Source organism: Paraburkholderia sp. J69-1, assembly GCF_905220255.1.
In the GTDB taxonomy this organism is placed as follows: Bacteria; Pseudomonadota; Gammaproteobacteria; order Burkholderiales; family Burkholderiaceae; genus Paraburkholderia.
In genome coordinates, this window is sequence record NZ_CAJMZG010000001.1 from 609,116 (window position 1) to 622,531 (window position 13,416).

The following is a 13,416-nucleotide window of genomic DNA, read 5'->3' on the forward strand; positions in this document are numbered from 1 at the left end:
CAACCGATTCGTGCTGATCCCACGCGATCCCTACATCAGCACAATGTCGTACTGCTCCTGACTCAAATTCGACTCCACCTGCAGCGAAACCGGCTTGCCGATAAAGTCGATCAACATGGCCAGATGCTGCGATTCCTCTTCGAGGAACAGATCGATCACCTGCTGCGACGCCACCACGCGGAACTCGCGCGGATTGAACTGTCGCGACTCGCGCAGGATTTCGCGCAACACGTCGTAGCACACGGTCCGCGAGGTCTTCACCTGGCCCTTGCCCAGACACGTCGGGCACGGCTCGCACAGCACATGCGCGAGCGATTCGCGCGTGCGCTTGCGCGTCATCTCAACCAGACCGAGCTGCGAGAAACCGTTCACGGTCACGCGCGTGCGATCGCGCGAGAGCGCTTTCTTCAGCTCGCCGAGCACCTGGTCGCGATGCTCCAGGTTCTCCATATCGATGAAGTCGATGATGATCACGCCGCCCAGGTTGCGCAGCCGCAACTGGCGCGCGATCGTATGCGCCGCTTCGAGATTGGTCTTGAAGATCGTGTCGTCGAAATTGCGCGCGCCCACGTAACCGCCCGTGTTCACGTCGATGGTCGTCATCGCCTCGGTCTGGTCGATCACCAGATAGCCGCCCGATTTCAGATCGACACGGCGCGACAGCGCGCGCTGGATTTCGGCCTCGATGTTGTAGAGGTCGAACAGCGGCCGCTCGCCCGTGTAGTGATGCAGCTTGGGCGACACCGCAGGCGTGAATTCGCGCGCGAAATCCGTGAGTTTCTGGAACGTTTCGCGCGAATCGATCTGGATGCGCGTGGTCTCGTCGTTGACGAAATCGCGCAGCACGCGCTGACCCAGATTCAGATCCTGGTAGAGCAGGCTGGTCGCGGGCAGGCGCTGCGCCTGCGCGAGTATCGTCGCCCACGTCTTGCGCAGATAGGCGACATCGGCGCCCAGTTCTTCGCTCGTGGCGTCTTCGGCGATCGTGCGCACGATGTAGCCGCCTTTCTCGTCGGCGGGCAGCACGGCGGTCAGACGCGCGCGCACGGCTTCGCGCTCGGCCTCGCTCTCGATCTTCTGCGAGATGCCGATATGCGGCTCCTGCGGCAGATACACGAGCGTGCGGCCCGCGATGCTCACCTGCGTGGAGAGCCTTGCGCCCTTGGTGCCGATCGGGTCTTTCACGACCTGCACCATCAGCGTCTGGCCTTCGAAGACGGTCTTTTCGATCGGCTGATGATGAGCCGCCGTGTGCGGCTCGCCCGCGAGACGCGGATGCCAGATATCGGCCACATGGAGGAACGCGGCGCGTTCGAGACCGATGTCGATAAAGGCCGACTGCATGCCGGGCAGCACGCGCACGACCTTGCCGAGATACACGTTGCCGACGCGTCCGCGCGACTGCGTGCGCTCGACGTGAAGCTCCTGTACTGCGCCTTGCTGGACCAACGCAACACGCGTCTCCTGAGGCGTGACGTTGATCAGGATTTCTTCGTTCATGATTGGTTTTAGAAGTCGATGCCCGCGGCGCGCAAGAGGGCGGCCGTTTCAAAAAGTGGCAAACCCATGATACCCGAATAGGACCCGTCGATTCGCTCGATGAATTCGGCAGCGCGGCCCTGGATGCCATATGCGCCGGCCTTGCCGAACGGTTCGTTGCTCGCCACGTAGCGCGCGATCGCCGCGGGCAGCGCGGCCGCGAAGCGCACGTGCGAGCGCGACACCGCAACGGGCAGGCACACGCCTTCGGCATTGACGACGGCCACGGCGGTGAGCACTTCGTGCTCGCGGCCGGCGAGGCGTTCGAGCATGGCGAAGGCGTCGGCGGCGTCATGCGGCTTGCCGAGGATATGGCCGTCGATGCTCACCGTGGTATCGGCGGTGAGGATCGGCGCGTGCGCATGGGCGCCCGCCACCAGTCGCGCGCGCGCGGCATCGGCCTTGGCGGCGCAGACGCGCTCGACATAGACGGCGGCGGTTTCGCCGGGCAGCACGGTTTCGAGCGCTTCGGCGTCTTCGTCGGGACGCGGCAGCAATAGCTCGAAACGCACGCCGAGCTGCTGCAGCAGTTCCTGGCGGCGCGGGCTCTGCGAGGCGAGATAGACGAACGGATAGGTCGCGGAGAGGGTCATCGGGGCGTTTTACGTCTTGATGAGGCGAAATTCGGATGAGCGCCCGGCTTATGCCCGGGCGCTCCCTCGTGCATCGAAAGCGGGCGCGCAGCGTCAGCTGCGACGAATCGGACCGGCACGCCGCAGATGCGGTATGCATGGCCCGATGCGTGCTTCAGCCGCTACTCGACGCGGGTTCAAACGCGATGATAGGGGTGATTCTGGGTAATGGTCCAGGCGCGGTAAAGCTGCTCCGCGAGCAGCACGCGCACCATCGCATGCGGAAGGGTCAGGGAGGAGAGGCGCAGCAGCGTGTCGGCACGCGCCTTGAGCTGCGGATCGAGCCCGTCCGCGCCGCCTATCAGGAACGCCACGTCGCGCCCGTCCTGCTGCCAGCCCGGCAGCGCCTGGGCGAGCTGCATCGTGGTCCAGTCCTTACCGCGTTCATCGAGCGCGACGATGCGCGCGTTCTTCGGCAAGGCCGCTTCGATGCGCGTGCGCTCGGCAGCCATCACGCTTTCGGCGGAACGGCCCGACGAGCGCTGCTCGGGCTTCACTTCGCGCAACTCGATGCGCAGCTCGGGCGGCATGCGCTTCGTGTACTCCTCGAAGCCTTCGGCGATCCAGTCCGGCATCTTGTGGCCGACGGCGACGATATGCAGTTTCATGTGGCAGGGGAGTGCGAACGTGCGACTGGCTTACTTCGCGCTCTTGCGCGCAGCCGTCTTGCGGGCGGGTTTCTTCGCCTCGGCCGGCGCTTCTGCGTCTTCGTCTTCCTCGTCCATCGGCTCGCTCGGACGCGCGCCCGCGAAGCCCGTGTTGGCCGCGAGCTTCAGACGCACCGGCTTGTCGCCCCAGATTTCTTCGAGGTTGTAGTACTGGCGCAGCGCCGGTTGCAGGATGTGGACGACCGCGTCGCCGCAATCCACCAGCACCCATTCGCCGATGTCTTCGCCTTCCGTGCTGATGATGTCGCCGCCGGCTTCCTTGACCGCCTCGCGCACGCTCGAAGCGAGCGCCTTGGTCTGGCGGTTCGAGGTGCCGCTCGCGACGATCACGCGGTCGAACAGCTCGGTCAGATGGCTCGTGTTGAAGACGCGGATGTCCTGCGCCTTGACGTCTTCCAGAGCGTCGACGATGGTGCGTTGAAGTTTGCGGATGTCCATATTTACCCGTGGTGCCTGTACAGATGATGTTGATGAATATAGTCCCACACGGCTGCGGGGACCTTGCCGGCGGCCAGGCCGCCAGGCGTCGTTGTGGGTGTCGCTGATGCTGACGTTGCAGCCCGCGCGTCCTGCGCGCCGAGCGCATGGCGGATTTCAGTCGCCGACACGTCGAGCGCCAGCGTCTCGTCGATCAGCAGATGGCCGCAGCGCGTGGCCGCGAGCGTGGCGGCGTCGGCGCGGCGCGTGGCCACGGCGGCGCTCACCGCGGGCGGCAGCGCTGCGAAATCGAAACCGGGGCGGCTCGCCACGCCCAGATGCGCGAGCGCGAACAGCTCGCGCCATTCGTGCCACGAATCCAGATGCAGCAGTTGATCCGCGCCCATCAGCAGCGTGAGCGCGGCAGCGGCATTGCTGTCATTCTTCGCGCGCCAGCGGCGCAGCGTTTCCACCGTGTAGGTGGGGCCGTCGTGCTCGATCTCGTCGGCGTCGACGGTGACCGTCACGCCCGGCAGGGCCAGCGTGGCGGCCGCCAGACGCGTCATGGCGAGCCGATGCCCGGCCGCGCTCACCCCGGGCTTTTGCCAGGGCTGGCCGGCGGGCAGCAGGATCACTTCGGTCAGATCGAGCACGCGGGCGAAATGGCGCGCGAGCGCCAGATGGCCTTCGTGGATCGGATCGAAGGTGCCGCCGAGCAGGCCGACACGGCGCGCGAGGGGAGCGGAGGAGATCGTCACAGGGTCAGATCCAGTCGCGAACCGGCAGGAAGTCGCTGTACAGACGCGCTTCCGGCGTGCCCGCTTCGGGCTGCCAGTCGTAGCGCCAGCTTGCGCCCGGCGGCATCGACATGAGGATCGATTCGGTGCGTCCGCCGCTTTGCAGGCCGAAATGCGTGCCACGGTCCCAGACGAGATTGAACTCGACATAGCGGCCGCGCCGGTATGCCTGGAATTCGCGCTCGGCTTCGCCGTACGGCAGCGTGCGGCGCTGCTCGATGATCGGCAGATAGGCCTTCAGAAAGCCATCGCCGACGCTGCGCAGCATCGCGAACGCCTGCTCGAAACCGCCTTCGGCGTAATCGTCGAAGAAAATGCCGCCCACGCCGCGTGCTTCGTTGCGGTGCTTGAGGAAGAAGTAGTCGTCGCACCAGCGCTTGAAGCGCGGGTAGAGATCGTCGCCATAAGGCGCGAGCGCATCGCGGCAGACGCGGTGAAAGTGCTGCGCGTCTTCCTCGAAGCCGTAATAAGGCGTCAGATCCATGCCGCCGCCGAACCAGAACACCGGCGCTTCGCCGGCTTTGGTCGCCATCAGCATGCGCACGTTCATGTGCACGGTCGGGCAGTACGGATTGCGCGGATGCAGCACGAGCGACACGCCCATCGCCTCGAAACCGCGGCCGTTCAGTTCGGGCCGCGCAGCCGTGGCCGAAGGCGGCAGGGCGTCGCCCTGCACATCCGAAAAGCCGATGCCCGCGCGCTCGAAAAACTGGCCGTTTTCGAGGATGCGCGTGCAGCCGCCGCCGCGCAGCTTTTCGCCGGGCGCGCGCTGCCACGCGTCGGTGGCGAAGGGCGTGCCGTCGAAGGCGCCGAGCGCATCGGCGATCTGCGTCTGCAGGTCGGCCAGCCAGGCGCGCACGGCGGCGCTGTCAGGCGTGGCACCGGCGGGCGCCACGGCGGTTTGAATCGTTTCGGTCATCGATGAAAGGGCGTTCGCGGCTGATAGCCGGCGCGGCGCCAGGATTACTTCGGATTCGGAATGCAGACCGCGCGCGGAGCGGTTCAGTCGGCGTTCGGATGCTGTAAAAGTATCCGTTCTGCCCAAGTTTACGCCGATCTGCGCGGGTTAAGCCCTTTGCGCGGCCCCTTGAGCGGCGTTCCGGCCGCCTGTTGGGGCCGGATGGCGTTCGAGAGTTCGCGGGGGTGGCCGATCACGGAGAGCGGCCCAACCGCGCGGCGTGCCCATGCGTCCTGCTGCGCTCCTGCTACACCGGAGCAGCGTCAAGCCGCATGGGCACACCGCGAGCCGGGCGCCTGCTTGCGACCGAAGCCGCGAGCGGGCGCCCGTCACTGCCTTACTGCTTGCGTCCCGCGGCGCGGTAGCCGATATCGTGGCGATACTGCATGCCATCGAACGAGATGCGGTTCACCGTTTCATAGGCGACGTTCTGCGCGCTGCGCACCGAATCGGCCAGGCCGACCACGCACAGCACACGGCCGCCCGAGGTCACGAGCTTGCCGTCGACGAATTGCGTGCCTGCGTGGAACGTGACCGAATCGGCCGTTTCCGCCGGGATGTCGCTGATGCGATCGCCCTTGCGCGGCGTTTCCGGGTAGTTGTGCGCGGCCAGCACCACGCCCAGCGCCGTGCGGCGGTCCCATTCCAGCTCGACCTGATCGAGCGTGCCGGCGATGGCGTGCTCGAACACCTTCGAGAAGTCGCCCTTCAGGCGCGCCATGATCGGCTGCGTTTCCGGGTCGCCCATGCGGCAGTTGAATTCGAGCGTCTTCGGGTTGCCTTGCGCGTCGATCATCAGACCGGCGTACAGGAAGCCCGTGAAGCGGATGCCTTCCTTCTCCATGCCCGCCACGGTCGGCAGGATGATTTCGCGCATCACGCGAGCGTGCAGTTGCGGCGTGACGATCGGCGCGGGCGAGTAGGCGCCCATGCCGCCCGTGTTCGGGCCCTGATCGCCGTCCTGCAGACGCTTGTGGTCCTGGCTCGACGCCAGCGCCAGCACGTGCTTGCCGTCCACCATGACGATGAAGCTGGCTTCTTCGCCCGCGAGGAATTCCTCGATCACGACACGCGCGCCGGCATCGCCGAGCTTGTTGTCGGCCAGCATCGAATCGATCGCCTGATGCGCTTCTTCCAGCGACATCGCCACGACCACGCCCTTGCCCGCCGCCAGGCCGTCGGCCTTGATGACGATCGGCGCGCCGTGCGTGTCGACGTAGGCGTGCGCGGCCGTCGCGTCCGAGAAGGTCTCGTAGGCGGCGGTCGGGATGTTGTGGCGCTTCATGAACGCCTTGGCGAAATCCTTCGAGCTTTCGAGCTGCGCGGCTTCCTTCGTGGGGCCGAACACCTTCAGGCCGCGCGAACGGAACACGTTGACGATGCCCGCTGCGAGCGGCGCTTCCGGGCCGACCACGGTGAAGGCCACCTGTTCGCGCTCGGCGAAATCGGCGAGCTCGTTGATGTCCGTGATGTCGACGTTGGCGAGCCGCTCGTCCTGCGCGGTGCCGCCGTTGCCCGGTGCGACGTAGACGAGCTGCACGCGTTGCGCCTGGGCGAGTTTCCACGCCAGTGCATGTTCGCGGCCGCCAGAACCGACGACGAGTAACTTCATGAGAATCCCCGAAAGACCAGAACCAGAAACAGTTGCGGCTGGCGCACGTGCGCCAGCCGTGAAAAGCGAGGGGGCGCGCCGCTGCGTGAAACCTGCCGCGCGCGCCGCGCCGATGCCGTTATTCGGCGATCGATGCGTTGGTGTAGACCTCCTGTACGTCGTCCAGGTTTTCGAGCGCGTCCAGCAGCTTCTGCATCTTCACGGCGTCGTCGCCGGTGAATTCGACTTCGGTCTGCGGCTTCATCGTGACTTCGGCCATTTCCGCCTTGAAGCCGGCGGCTTCGAGCGCGTCCTTGACCTTCTGGAATTCGAACGGCGGGCAGACCACTTCGATCGAGCCGTCTTCGTTGGTCACGACGTCGTCGGCGCCGGCTTCCAGCGCGGCGTTCATGAGTTCGTCTTCCGGGGTGCCCGGCGCGAACACGAACTGGCCGACGTGATCGAACATGAACGCGACCGAACCGTCCGTGCCCATGTTGCCGCCGAACTTCGAGAACGCGTGGCGCACTTCCGCGACCGTGCGGGTGCGGTTGTCCGTCATGGTGTCGACGATCACGGCCGCGCCGCCGATGCCGTAGCCTTCGTAGCGGATTTCTTCGTAGTTCGCGCCATCGACGCCGCCCACGCCGCGCTGGATCGCGCGGTTGATGTTGTCCTTGGGCATGTTGGCGTCATAGGCCTTGTCGACGGCCAGACGCAGACGCGGGTTGGAGTCGATATCGCCCCCGCCCATGCGCGCCGCAACCTGGATTTCCTTGATCAGCCGGGTCCAGATCTTGCCGCGCTTCGCGTCAGCAGCCGCTTTCTTGTGCTTGATGTTGGCCCATTTCGAATGACCCGCCATACCTTTCTCCGTCGCACGCGCGTGGCGTGCATGGTGCAATTGTCGTTGCTGCAGTGTCGAAGCCGCAGTGTTCAGGTGACGCTGACCGGGCGCGGCACGGCGCGCGTTCGCGCGTCATGCGGCCACTGGAAACGTCGAGTGTCTGTCCGCCTGGGGTCGCGTTGCGGGTGCCTTGCGGCTACGTTGCTCAACGCGTGCCGACTGGACCAGGCCAGCGGCCGGCACGGGCGGCGGGGAACGCGTAAGGGCAGGCTCGAGGACACGACATCGGCCCGGCTGGAGCGCCGCGCCGCGAAGGCCAGGCCGCCTTCGGACTGTCGTGAATCTTCCCGCGACCTTCAGGTGGACCTGAATTTTATCACGGCGCAACCGGCTGGCTCCGGCTCTCCGAGAGATTACGCGCGCGCGTCGGCGGGGAAAAAGGGAGTGAACCGGAAGGGGACGGCGCGAGGCCGCCCCGTGTAGCCCGGTCAGGCTTTAGTTCTTGGTGCCGAACAGGCGGTCGCCCGCGTCACCCAGACCCGGGATGATGTAGGCGTGGCCGTCCAGGTGCGAATCGAGCGATGCCACGTAGAGCTTGACGTCCGGGTGCGCCTTCTGGAACACCTCGACGCCTTCGGGCGCGGCCACCAGCGCGAGGAACAGGATGCGCTCGCCCGGCACGCCGCGGCGCTTGAGCACGTCGATCGCGTGCGCGGCCGAGTAGCCCGTGGCGACCATCGGATCGCACAGGATGAAGGTGCGGTCTTCCAGATCGGGCAGACGCACGAGGTATTCGACCGGGCGATGGTCGTCGTCGCGATACACGCCGATATGACCCACGCGCGCCGACGGCACCAGTTCCACCAGACCATCGGACATGCCGATGCCCGCGCGCAGCACCGGCACGATGGCCAGTTTCTTGCCGGCGATCACCGGCGCGTCGATTTCGACCAGCGGCGTCTGCACGCGGCGCGTCGCAACCGGCAGATCGCGCGTGATTTCGTAACCCATCAGCAGCGTGATTTCGCGCAGCAGCTCGCGGAACGTGCGCGTGGACGTGTCCTTGTCGCGCATATGGGTGAGCTTGTGCTGGATCAGCGGGTGATCGAGGATGAAAAGATTCGGAAAACGGCTGTCCTGTTTCATGGCGGGGCGCACAAGGCTGCAAGAGATATCGGGGGGAGCGGCCGGGCTGGCGTCGCGCCGCCCATACCGTCCATACAGGCGCAAGTATACGGGATGCGCGTGCCAACCGATCCGGGATCTGTTCGCGCACCCTGGCGTCGTCGCGGCTCGCCTGCGTGCGGGCAGCCACGCGCTTCGCCCGATTCTTCTAGAATCGCAAAACCCGCACGGATCGGGCGCCGTTTCTGGCCATCGCTCGGCATGGCCGGCCGCGCCCGCAGGCACGCGACAGGGCACGCAAAACCGGACAAGGAAGAACACCATGGACATGGGCATCGCAGGACGCACCGCGCTGGTGTGCGCGGCAAGCAAGGGACTGGGGCGCGGCTGCGCCGAGGCGCTGGCCGCCGAAGGCGTGAACGTCACCATCGTCGCGCGCACGTTGAGCACGCTGGAAGAGACCGCCGCGCAGATCCGCGCCAGCACGGGCGTCGAGGTCAAGGCCGTGGCCTGCGACATCACGACGGAAGCGGGCCGCGCCGCGGCGCTGGCCGCCTGCCCGTCGCCGGACATTCTCGTCAACAACGCGGGCGGCCCGCCGCCGGGCGATTTCCGCAGCTTCACGCGCGAGCAGTGGCTGGCCGCGCTCGACGCCAACATGCTCACGCCGATCGCGCTGGTGCAGGCCACCATCGACGGCATGATCGCGCGCGGCTTCGGGCGCATCGTCAATATCACGAGTTCGTCGGTGAAGGCGCCGATCGACGTGCTGGGGCTGTCCAACGGCGCGCGCTCGGGACTCACGGGTTTTATCGCGGGCGTGGCGCGCCAGGTCGCGAGCACGGGCGTGACGATCAACAGCCTGCTGCCGGGCGTGTTCGACACCGATCGCATCAAGACCACCATCGCCGCCCAGGCCGAAAAGGGCAAGTTGTCGCTCGACGAAGTGCGCGAGCGCCGCATGAAGTCGATCCCGGCCGGGCGCTTCGGCACGCCGGATGAGTTCGGCCGCGCCTGCGCGTTCCTGTGCAGCGTGCACGCGGGCTATATCACCGGACAGAACTGGCTCATCGACGGCGGCGCCTATCCGGGCACCTTCTGACGTGCGAGGATGCGCACGATTCATCTGATCGACCGCGGGTCGATCTGCGGCTCAATCCACAGTTCAATCCGCGGTTCAACTGCAAAGCAGCAACCTTAATCTCACGCCAGGAGCCCAATCCATGTCTACCCGCGTCGCACTGATCGCGCACGATCACAAGAAGGACGACATCGTCCGGCTCGCCGGCGAATACGTCGATACGCTGCGCCGTTGCGACCTGCTCGCGACCGGCACGACCGGCGGACGTATCGCCGATGCGCACGGCCTGAGCGTCGAGCGCATGCTGTCGGGCCCGCACGGCGGCGATCTGCAGATCGGCGCGCAACTGGCCGAAGGCAATGTCGATGTGGTGATCTTTCTGCGCGACCCCATGACGCCGCAGCCGCACGAACCCGATATCAACGCGCTGGTGCGCGCCTGCGACGTGCATGACGTGCCGTGCGCGACCAATATCTCGACGGCGCGCATGATTCTCGACGTGCTCACGCTGCGCATGAAGGACGTGATTTAAGCGCTGCGCCCGCGGGCGCGGCAGATCCATCCCAGACTGGAAGAGACAAGATGACCAAGGCAATCCGATACGAGCAGACCGGCGGCCCCGAAGTAATGAAGTGGGTCGATGTCGAAGTGGGCGAGCCGGGCGAGGGCGAGATCCGCGTGAAGCAGAGCGCGTGCGGCCTGAACTATATCGACGTGTATTTCCGCACCGGGCTGTATCCGCAGCCACTGCCTGCGGGTTTGGGCATGGAGGCGGCGGGCGAGGTGGTGGCCGTCGGCGCGGGCGTGAGCAGCGTGAAAGTGGGCGAGCGCGTGGCTTATGTCGGACGCCCGCCGGGCGCCTATGCGCAGGAGCGCGTGCTGCGCGCGGACCAGGTGATCCGCCTGCCCGATGCGATCAGCGACGAACAGGCCGCGTCCGTCATGCTGCAGGGCCTCACGGCGCAATATCTGCTGCGCCGCACTTACCGCGTGCAGGCCGGCGACACGATCCTGATCCAGGCCGCAGCGGGCGGCGTGGGTCTGCTTGTCTGCCAGTGGGCCAAGGCGCTGGGCGCAACGGTGATCGGCACGGTCAGTTCCGATGAAAAGGCCGAGATCGCGAAGGCGCACGGCTGCGATCATCCGATCGTCTATACGCGCGAGGATTTCACGGCGCGCGTGCGCGAGATCACCCACGGCGCGGGCGTGCCCGTGGTGTACGACTCGATCGGCAAGGATACGTATGTGAAGTCGCTCGACTGTCTTGCGCCGCTCGGCATGTTCGTGAGCTTCGGCAATGCGTCGGGGCCGCTGCCGCCGATCGATTCGTCGGCGTTCTCGTCGCGCGGCTCGCTGTTCTTTACGCGCCCGACGCTGTTTTCGTACATCGCCAAACGCAGCGACTACGAGGCGATGTCCGCCGAACTGTTCGACGTGATCGCTTCGGGCAAGGTGAAGACGTCGATCAACCAGCGTTACGCGCTCAAGGACGTAGGCCAGGCGCACGCCGATCTGGAAGCGCGCAAGACCACGGGATCGACGATCCTGATGCCGTAAAGCCGTACCGCCGTACCCGACACGTAAAGGCGCGCATGCCAGTCATGCGCGCTTTTTTTATGGGCTTTTTTTCCCGCGTTTACGCGATTTTTATACGCCCGCCTCAAGCTTTGATCCGGATTTAACGCGATAAACCGTACCTTACCGCCATCCATCAATGGAGAACACGACAATGGATGTGCTGTATATCGGGGGGCTGGCGGTCTTCGCTGCGCTCACATACGCGTTGATCGCCGGCTGCGGGAAGCTGATGCAGTACCGCCGCGCCGGCCAGGACGCCACGGGAGCGCGCTCATGACCTGGATCTTCTGGCTGTCGGGGGCGGCGACGCTGTTGCTGTTCGTCTATCTCGTCCATGCGCTGCTGCGCGCGGAGGACATCGAATGAACGCCAACACTGTGCTGCAAACGGGTCTTTTCATCGTCGTGCTGCTGGCGCTCGCGGTGCCGGTCGCGGGCTATATCACGCGCGTGCTCGATGGCCGCTCGCGCGTCGTGCGCCTGTTCGCACCGCTCGAAAATCTGCTGTATCGCATCGCAGGCGTCGATCCGAGCGCCGAGATGAACTGGAAGCGCTACGCGTTCGCCACGCTCTCGTTCAACGTGCTGGGCGTGGGCTTTCTCTATGTGCTGCTGCGCGTGCAAGGCTGGCTGCCCGGCAACCCGCAGGCCTTTAGCGCGATGACGCCGGACGGCGCGTTCAACACCGCCGTGAGTTTTGTCACCAATACCAACTGGCAGGACTACTCGCCCGAGCAGACCGTGAGCTATCTCACGCAGATGCTGGGCCTCACGGTGCAGAACTTCCTGTCGGCGGCGACGGGCATCGTGGTGGTGGTCGCGCTGATTCGCGGCTTCGCGCGCCATTCGGCGCAGACCATCGGCAACTTCTGGGTCGATCTCACGCGCACCACGCTTTACGTGCTGGTGCCGATGTCGGCGCTCATCGCGGCGTTGCTGATGAGTCAGGGCATGATCCAGAACTTCAAGTCCTATCAGGACGTGCTGACGCTGCAGACCACGACCTACGCGGCGCCGAAGCTCGATGCGCAAGGCAACGCGATCAAGGACGCCAAGGGCAACGCCGTCACCGTCGATACCCAGGTGACGACGCAGACGCTCGCCATGGGTCCGGTCGCCTCGCAGGAAGCGATCAAGATGCTCGGCACCAATGGCGGCGGCTTCTTCAACGCGAACTCGGCGCATCCGTTCGAAAACCCGACGCCGTTCTCCAATTTCGTCGAAATGTTGGCGATCCTGATTATTCCGGCGGCGCTGTGTCTGGTATTCGGCAATATGGTGGCCGACCGGCGGCAGGGCATAGCGGTGCTCGCGGTGATGACGATTGCGTTCGCGCTCGCCGTAGGCGTGGAGCTTGCCGCCGAACAGGCCGGCAATCCGATGCTTACCACGCTCAACGTCGATCAGCACGCCAGCGCGCTGCAGGCGGGCGGCAACATGGAAGGCAAGGAAACGCGCTTTGGCATCGCGCAGACGGGCATCTTCGTCGTGGCGACCACGGCGGCTTCGTGCGGCGCGGTCAACGGCATGCACGATTCGCTCACGCCGATCGGCGGGCTCGTGCCGATGCTCTTTATCCAGCTGGGCGAAGTGATCTTCGGCGGCGTGGGCTCGGGCCTGTACGGCATGCTGGTGTTCGCGCTGCTCGCGGTGTTCGTGGCCGGTCTGATGATCGGGCGCACGCCGGAATACGTGGGCAAGAAGATCGAAGCGTTCGAGATGAAGATGGTGTCGATCGTGATCCTGCTCACGCCGCTGCTGGTGCTGCTCGGCACGTCGATCGCGGTGCTTTCCGATGCGGGCAAGGCCGGGATCGCCAATCCGGGCGCGCATGGCTTCTCCGAAATCCTCTACGCGTTTAGCTCCGCCGCCAATAACAACGGCAGCGCGTTCGCGGGTTTGACCGTCAGCACGCCGTTCTACAACGGGCTGCTGGGCATAGCGATGTGGTTCGGCCGCTTCGGCACCATCGTGCCGGTGCTCGCCATCGCGGGTTCGCTCGCGAGCAAGAAGCGCATTGCCGTCACGGGCGGCACGCTGCCCACGCACGGCCCGCTGTTCGTCGTGCTGCTGCTCGGCTGCGTGCTGCTGGTGGGTGCGCTCACCTATGTGCCGGCGCTTGCGCTCGGTCCGGGTGTCGAGCATCTGATCATGCTCGGCGTGCATTGAACGGGGACTTTTCGA

The 13,416-nt window shown here is 65.7% G+C and carries 15 protein-coding genes; 6 read left to right on the forward strand and 9 right to left on the reverse strand.

The features are described 5' to 3' along the window. Window positions 1-30: 30 nt before the first annotated feature. The 9 genes from rng to upp all read right to left on the reverse strand — a co-directional run bounded on the left by rng (window position 31) and on the right by upp (window position 8,595). Window positions 31-1,500 carry a ribonuclease G gene (gene rng, locus U5A67_RS02735; protein ID WP_205986173.1) on the reverse strand — a complete coding sequence of 490 codons (1,470 nt, stop codon included), beginning with the start codon at window positions 1,498-1,500 and terminating at the stop codon, window positions 31-33. Between the two features lie 8 nt (window positions 1,501-1,508). Continuing rightward, the gene (locus tag U5A67_RS02740) at window positions 1,509-2,132 is read right to left on the reverse strand and encodes a Maf family protein (protein ID WP_205986174.1); all 624 of its coding nucleotides are present in this window, start codon (window positions 2,130-2,132) and stop codon (window positions 1,509-1,511) included. Between the two features lie 176 nt (window positions 2,133-2,308). Beyond that, window positions 2,309-2,779, reverse strand: a complete 471-nt coding sequence (rlmH, locus tag U5A67_RS02745; RefSeq protein WP_103701478.1) for a 23S rRNA (pseudouridine(1915)-N(3))-methyltransferase RlmH — start codon at window positions 2,777-2,779, stop codon at window positions 2,309-2,311. A 30-nt stretch (window positions 2,780-2,809) separates the two neighbouring features. Continuing rightward, window positions 2,810-3,277: a ribosome silencing factor gene (rsfS, locus tag U5A67_RS02750; protein WP_205986175.1), complete on the reverse strand. Its 468-nt coding sequence runs from the start codon at window positions 3,275-3,277 to the stop codon at window positions 2,810-2,812. Window positions 3,278-3,279: 2 nt separating this feature from the next. After that, entirely contained in the window at window positions 3,280-4,014 is a 735-nt protein-coding gene (locus U5A67_RS02755) for a nicotinate-nucleotide adenylyltransferase (protein ID WP_321814400.1), read from the reverse strand. Between the two features lie 4 nt (window positions 4,015-4,018). Further along, window positions 4,019-4,972, reverse strand: a complete 954-nt coding sequence (hemF, locus tag U5A67_RS02760) for an oxygen-dependent coproporphyrinogen oxidase (RefSeq protein WP_321814401.1) — start codon at window positions 4,970-4,972, stop codon at window positions 4,019-4,021. A gap of 376 nt (window positions 4,973-5,348) precedes the next feature. Then, window positions 5,349-6,623, reverse strand: coding sequence for a phosphoribosylamine--glycine ligase (purD, locus tag U5A67_RS02765; protein ID WP_205986178.1), 1,275 nt, complete (start codon window positions 6,621-6,623; stop codon window positions 5,349-5,351). Window positions 6,624-6,741: 118 nt separating this feature from the next. Then, complete coding sequence (locus U5A67_RS02770; protein WP_205986179.1) at window positions 6,742-7,467, reverse strand: YebC/PmpR family DNA-binding transcriptional regulator; 726 nt, start codon at window positions 7,465-7,467, stop codon at window positions 6,742-6,744. Window positions 7,468-7,944: 477 nt separating this feature from the next. Then, on the reverse strand, window positions 7,945-8,595 hold the full coding sequence (gene upp / locus U5A67_RS02775) for a uracil phosphoribosyltransferase (protein ID WP_205986180.1): 651 nt from the start codon (window positions 8,593-8,595) through the stop codon (window positions 7,945-7,947). A 301-nt stretch (window positions 8,596-8,896) separates the two neighbouring features. Between upp and U5A67_RS02780 the strand changes: the two genes are divergently transcribed. The 6 genes from U5A67_RS02780 to kdpA all read left to right on the forward strand — a co-directional run bounded on the left by U5A67_RS02780 (window position 8,897) and on the right by kdpA (window position 13,401). After that, the gene (locus U5A67_RS02780) at window positions 8,897-9,676 is read left to right on the forward strand and encodes an SDR family oxidoreductase (RefSeq protein ID WP_321814402.1); all 780 of its coding nucleotides are present in this window, start codon (window positions 8,897-8,899) and stop codon (window positions 9,674-9,676) included. Window positions 9,677-9,797: 121 nt separating this feature from the next. Continuing rightward, entirely contained in the window at window positions 9,798-10,187 is a 390-nt protein-coding gene (locus tag U5A67_RS02785; RefSeq protein WP_205986182.1) for a methylglyoxal synthase, read from the forward strand. Window positions 10,188-10,237: 50 nt separating this feature from the next. Beyond that, window positions 10,238-11,212: a quinone oxidoreductase gene (locus tag U5A67_RS02790; RefSeq protein WP_321814403.1), complete on the forward strand. Its 975-nt coding sequence runs from the start codon at window positions 10,238-10,240 to the stop codon at window positions 11,210-11,212. A 172-nt stretch (window positions 11,213-11,384) separates the two neighbouring features. Further along, window positions 11,385-11,510 carry a potassium ABC transporter ATPase gene (locus U5A67_RS02795; RefSeq protein ID WP_321814404.1) on the forward strand — a complete coding sequence of 42 codons (126 nt, stop codon included), beginning with the start codon at window positions 11,385-11,387 and terminating at the stop codon, window positions 11,508-11,510. After that, window positions 11,507-11,599 carry a K(+)-transporting ATPase subunit F gene (gene kdpF / locus U5A67_RS02800; RefSeq protein ID WP_027819619.1) on the forward strand — a complete coding sequence of 31 codons (93 nt, stop codon included), beginning with the start codon at window positions 11,507-11,509 and terminating at the stop codon, window positions 11,597-11,599. The genes U5A67_RS02795 and kdpF overlap by 4 nt, the downstream gene beginning before the upstream one ends. Beyond that, window positions 11,596-13,401, forward strand: coding sequence for a potassium-transporting ATPase subunit KdpA (gene kdpA, locus U5A67_RS02805; protein ID WP_321814405.1), 1,806 nt, complete (start codon window positions 11,596-11,598; stop codon window positions 13,399-13,401). Before kdpF ends, kdpA begins: the two co-directional genes overlap by 4 nt. Window positions 13,402-13,416: the final 15 nt, after the last annotated feature.

Coding starts and splice junctions, on each gene's coding strand:
- rng (WP_205986173.1), bottom strand. CDS start 1,500: ATGAACGAAGAAATCCTGATCAACGTCACGCCTCAGGAGACGCGTGTT.
- rlmH (WP_103701478.1), bottom strand. CDS start 2,779: ATGAAACTGCATATCGTCGCCGTCGGCCACAAGATGCCGGACTGGATC.
- upp (WP_205986180.1), bottom strand. CDS start 8,595: ATGAAACAGGACAGCCGTTTTCCGAATCTTTTCATCCTCGATCACCCG.
- U5A67_RS02795 (WP_321814404.1), top strand. CDS start 11,385: ATGGATGTGCTGTATATCGGGGGGCTGGCGGTCTTCGCTGCGCTCACA.
- U5A67_RS02740 (WP_205986174.1), bottom strand. CDS start 2,132: ATGACCCTCTCCGCGACCTATCCGTTCGTCTATCTCGCCTCGCAGAGC.
- U5A67_RS02785 (WP_205986182.1), top strand. CDS start 9,798: ATGTCTACCCGCGTCGCACTGATCGCGCACGATCACAAGAAGGACGAC.
- U5A67_RS02790 (WP_321814403.1), top strand. CDS start 10,238: ATGACCAAGGCAATCCGATACGAGCAGACCGGCGGCCCCGAAGTAATG.
- purD (WP_205986178.1), bottom strand. CDS start 6,623: ATGAAGTTACTCGTCGTCGGTTCTGGCGGCCGCGAACATGCACTGGCG.
- kdpF (WP_027819619.1), top strand. CDS start 11,507: ATGACCTGGATCTTCTGGCTGTCGGGGGCGGCGACGCTGTTGCTGTTC.
- rsfS (WP_205986175.1), bottom strand. CDS start 3,277: ATGGACATCCGCAAACTTCAACGCACCATCGTCGACGCTCTGGAAGAC.
- hemF (WP_321814401.1), bottom strand. CDS start 4,972: ATGACCGAAACGATTCAAACCGCCGTGGCGCCCGCCGGTGCCACGCCT.
- U5A67_RS02780 (WP_321814402.1), top strand. CDS start 8,897: ATGGACATGGGCATCGCAGGACGCACCGCGCTGGTGTGCGCGGCAAGC.
- U5A67_RS02770 (WP_205986179.1), bottom strand. CDS start 7,467: ATGGCGGGTCATTCGAAATGGGCCAACATCAAGCACAAGAAAGCGGCT.
- kdpA (WP_321814405.1), top strand. CDS start 11,596: ATGAACGCCAACACTGTGCTGCAAACGGGTCTTTTCATCGTCGTGCTG.